3 protein-coding genes are annotated in these 4,377 nt (G+C 73.8%); 2 read left to right on the top strand and 1 reads right to left on the bottom strand.

Going from position 1 to position 4,377, the window contains the following annotated elements:
- Positions 1 to 214 precede the first annotated feature (214 nt).
- Positions 215 to 1,288: an Rv2578c family radical SAM protein gene (locus NWP09_RS12005; protein WP_258275736.1), complete on the top strand. Its 1,074-nt coding sequence runs from the start codon at positions 215 to 217 to the stop codon at positions 1,286 to 1,288.
- A gap of 37 nt (positions 1,289 to 1,325) precedes the next feature.
- Here NWP09_RS12005 and ligA read toward each other — a convergent pair whose 3' ends face one another.
- Positions 1,326 to 3,695, bottom strand: coding sequence for an NAD-dependent DNA ligase LigA (gene ligA / locus NWP09_RS12000; protein ID WP_258275735.1), 2,370 nt, complete (start codon positions 3,693 to 3,695; stop codon positions 1,326 to 1,328).
- Positions 3,696 to 3,851: 156 nt separating this feature from the next.
- Between ligA and NWP09_RS11995 the strand changes: the two genes are divergently transcribed.
- Complete coding sequence (locus NWP09_RS11995; RefSeq protein WP_258275734.1) at positions 3,852 to 4,262, top strand: DUF4383 domain-containing protein; 411 nt, start codon at positions 3,852 to 3,854, stop codon at positions 4,260 to 4,262.
- Positions 4,263 to 4,377 lie beyond the last annotated feature (115 nt).

The following is a 4,377-nucleotide window of genomic DNA, read 5'->3' as shown; positions in this document are numbered from 1 at the left end:
CCCCACAGCGGCCCGCCGGTGCTCGCGCCGAGCCACGCGGCGGCCGAGTCGCCGATCGCGACGCCGACCGCGGCGACGAGCCCCGCCACGGCGGCGCTCGAGGCGACCGCGGGCAGCACCACGCGCATCCGCCGTCGCACCGCCCCCACGCGAGCACCCTAGCCGCGCGGCGCGTCGCCTTGCGGCCGCATCGAACGTGTGTTCGAATGATCGCATGCGATGGGAGACGCAGACCGCGACGCACATCGACGACGACGCGCTGCCGGGGCTCGAGGAGCGGGCGAGCGTGCTCGAGTCATGGCCGACCCCGGGCTTCGACGGCACGTCGTTCCTCGAGATCACGGCGAAGAGCGCGCTCAACCACGTCGCGGGCGACGGCTTCATGGGCGGCGCGTGGACGATCAACCCCTACCGAGGCTGCCAGCACGCGTGCCGCTACTGCTTCGCGCGCAACACGCACACGTACCTCGACCTCGACGCTGGCGCCGACTTCGACTCGCGCATCGTCGTGAAGGCGAACCTCGTCGAGGTGCTCGAGCGCGAGCTCGCGGGCCCGAGGCGCGACGTCGACGCGGTGCAGCTCGGCACGAACACCGATCCGTACCAGCGCGCCGAGGGCCGCTACCGGCTCATGCCCGGGGTGCTGCGCGCGCTCGCGCGACACGGCGCCTCGATCTCGATCCTCACGAAGGGCACGCTCCTCCGCCGCGACCTGCCGCTGCTGCAGTCGATCGCGCGCGACGTGCCGGTCTCGATCGCGATGTCGATCGCGATCTTCGACGACGCGCTGCAGCAGGAGGTCGAGCCCGGCACGCCCACGACGCGCTCCCGCCTCGAGACCGTGCGTGCCGTGCGCGACGCGGGCCTCGACTGCGCGGTGTTCGCGATGCCGATCCTCCCGGGCCTCACCGACACGCGAGCGCACCTCGAGACGGCGTTCGCTGCGATCGCCGACGCGGGCGCGACGAGCGCGATCGCGAGCGCCCTGCACCTGCGGCCGGGCGCGCGCGAGTGGTACCTGCAGTGGCTCCGGGCCGAGCACCCGGAGCTGCTGCCGCTCTACGACCGCGTCTACCGCGACGCGCGCGGCCGCTTCGGCTCCTACGCGCACCCTGAGTACCGGTCGTGGCTGCGCGATCGCATCCGCCCGCTGCAGCGCCGGCACGGGCTCGGGCGCACGGTCGTGGCGCCCGGCACCGGCATCTCGGCGGTCGCGCCGAGCAACCGCGCGAAGCAGCTGCCGTCGACCTCGGGCGAGCCGATGCTCGCGGCGGCGACGCTCTTCTGAGCGGTGCGGCAGCGGCGGCCCGAGGGCGCGGTGCGGATCAGGCGAGCGCGTCAGGTCCCTCGGTGACGAGCACGTGGAACTGCGCGGCGTCGATGATGCGCACGCCGAGCGCCTCGGCCTTCGCGAGCTTCGAGCCGGCGCCGGGACCGGCCGCGACGAAGTCGGTCTTCTTCGACACGCTCGAGGCGGCCTTGCCGCCCGCGGCCATGATCGCCTCCTCGGCGCCCTCGCGCGTGTAGCCCTCGAGCGAGCCGGTCGCGACGACCGTGAGCCCCGCGAGCACGCCGCCGCGCTCGGCCGCCGCACCGGGACCGGGATGACCGGGGGTCGCGAACCGCACGCCCGCCGCTCGCCACGCGTCGACGATCTCGCGGTGCCAGTCGACCGCGAGCCACTCGACGACCGCGTCCGCGATGATCGGCCCGACCCCCTCGACCTCGGCGAGCTCCTGCGGGGTCGCCGCCTCGATCGCCCCGAGCGAGCCGAACCAGCCGGCGAGCGCCCGCGCGGCGACCGGCCCGACGTGGCGGATGTTCAGGGAGACGAGCTGCCGCCAGAGGTCCTTGGTCTTCGCTCGCTCGAGCTCAGCGAGGAGGGTCTCCGCCTGCTTCGACGGGTAGGCCACCTCGAGCTTCGTGATGCCCGCCTTCCGACGCTCGGCGGCCGTCATCGACTCCGTGCCCTCGGGGTACTCGCGCCGCACGACCTGGAACGGGCGCCGCACGACCGGCTCGCCGTCGTCGTCGAGCTTCGGCTGCCCCGTCTCGGCGTCGCGCACGACGACCTCGATGGGCACGAGCTGCTCGAGCGTGAGCGCGAACAGCCCCGCCTCGGTCGGCAGCGGCGGCTCAGCGGGCACGCGCGGCTGCGTGAGCGCGGCCGCCGTGACCTCGCCGAGCGCCTCGATGTCGAGCGCGCCGCGGCTGCCGATGTGCTCGACGCGGCCGCGCACCTGAGCGGGGCAGTCCTTCGCGTTCGGGCAGCGCAGGTCGACGTCGCCCTCCTTCATCGGACGCAGCGGCGTGCCGCACTCGGGGCAGCGCTCCGGCATCACGAACTCGCGCTCGGTGCCGTCCCGCAGCTCGACGACCGGGCCGAGCACCTCCGGGATCACGTCGCCCGCCTTCCGGAGCACGACCGTGTCGCCGATGAGGACGCCCTTGACGCGCACGACGTCCTGGTTGTGGAGCGTCGCCTGCCGCACGACGGAGCCGGCGACCTGCACGGGCGCCATGTTGGCGTAGGGCGTCGCCCGACCGGTGCGGCCGACGCTCACGACGATGTCGAGCAGCTTCGTGTGCACCTCCTCGGGCGGGTACTTGTAGGCGATCGCCCACCGCGGGGCGCGGCTCGTGATGCCGAGCTCGGCGTGCAGCGAGAGCTCGTCGACCTTGACGACGATGCCGTCGAGCTGGTGCTCGACCGAGTGCCGCTGCTCGCCGAAGCGCTCGACGTAGGCGACGACCTCGTCGACGCCGCCGAGCACCTCCACGTGCGGGCTCGTCGGCAGCCCCCACGACGCGAGCAGCCCGTACACCTCGCTCTGCGCCGCCACGGGCGGGTCGCCCCACGCGCCGAAGCCGTGCACGTACATCGCGAGCGCCTCGATGCGCGCCTCGCCCGCCTCGCGCTCGAGCCCGGTCTTCTTCTCGAGCTGCTGCCGCAGACCGCCGGAGGCGGCGTTGCGCGGGTTGGCGAACGCGGGGAAGCGCTTCGCCGCGCGATCGGCGGCCCGCTCCTCGTCGAACTCGCCCCGGCTCGCGGCCGGCCGCTGCTCCCACTTCGCGCGGTCCTCGGCGATCGAGCGCTCGCGGAACTCCGCCTGCAGCGCGTTCAGCCGCTCGAAGGCGGCGACGGGGATGAAGACCTCGCCGCGCACCTCGACGACCTCGGGGTGGTCGTCGCCCGCCAGCCGGTGGGGGATGCCGGCGACGCGCAGGGCGTTCGTCGTCACGACCTCGCCGACCCGCCCGTCGCCGCGCGTCGCGGCGGACGTGAGCACGCCGCGCTCGTAGCGCAGCGCGATCGCGAGGCCGTCGATCTTCAGCTCGGTGAGCCAGGCGACCTCGCGCCCGGCCGCGGCCTCGGTCTTCGCGCACCACTCGCGCAGCTCCTCGATCGAGAAGACGTTGTCGAGGCTCAGCATGCGCTCGCGGTGCTCGATCGTCGGCAGGCCGCCCGTCGTGCCGCCCTGCACCGACTGCGTCGGCGAGTCCTGGCTCTGCAGCTCGGGGTGCTCGCGCTCGAGCGCCTCGAGATCGTGCACGAGCGCGTCGTACTCGGCGTCGGACATGATCGACGCGTCCCGGTCGTAGTAGGCGGCGCTCGCCTCCTCGATGCGCGTCCGCAGCTCCTGCGCCCGCTCGTTCGCATCGCTCAGGGCGTGGTCTGCTCCGATTCCCACCATGCGCCCATTGTGCACGCCCCTCCCGACAGCCATGCTGGCCCCGACTTCGGAGCGGAACGCGTTCCAATCCGAACGGCCGGGAGCGACGAACCCCCGACCGAGACCCCGCTCGTCACCGCGGCGAGCGGGCCGGCGGCAGCCGGAGAAGGAGGAGTCATGTCGCAATCACCCAATCGGCTCGTCGCCACGATCTTCGGCGCCGTGTACCTGCTCGTCGGGGTGCTCGGGCTGTTCGTGGCCGGCCCGAACTTCGCCGGGGAGGAGGGCGGGCTGCTGCTCGGCGTCTTCCAGGTGAACCACCTGCACAACATCGTGCACCTGCTCATCGGGGCGGCGCTCCTCATGGCCGGCCTCCGCAGCACCCCCGCCGCGCGCAGCACCAACATCGCGGTCGGAGCCGTCTACCTCATCGTGGGCATCGTCGGCTTCTTCCTCGTGGGGACGGCGCTCAACATCCTCGCCCTCAACACCGCCGACCACATCCTGCACCTCGCCTCGGCGATCGTGCTGCTCGGCACGGGCCTCGCGCTCGACCGCGACACCACGGCGCGCCGCGCCGCGATCTAGCGCAGTGGTCGCGCCGATGCGGGTCGCAGGAGCCGTGGCGGCGCTCGGGGCGGCGCTCATCGCACTCGCGGTGGGCGCCGCCGCCGCGCCGTGGCTCGCGGCGCCGATCCTCGCG

Origin of the sequence: Agrococcus sp. HG114, from assembly GCF_024723325.1 — a bacterium.
GTDB lineage: Bacteria > Actinomycetota > Actinomycetes > Actinomycetales > Microbacteriaceae > Agrococcus.
The sequence above is the reverse complement of the archived record's forward strand: the minus strand, read 5'-3'. Positions and strand labels throughout refer to the sequence as shown.

Bases quoted from the DNA above. Each gene is read 5' to 3' on its own strand.
- NWP09_RS11995 (WP_258275734.1), top strand. From the start codon at position 3,852: ATGTCGCAATCACCCAATCGGCTCGTCGCCACGATCTTCGGCGCCGTG.
- NWP09_RS12005 (WP_258275736.1), top strand. From the start codon at position 215: ATGCGATGGGAGACGCAGACCGCGACGCACATCGACGACGACGCGCTG.
- ligA (WP_258275735.1), bottom strand. From the start codon at position 3,695: ATGGTGGGAATCGGAGCAGACCACGCCCTGAGCGATGCGAACGAGCGG.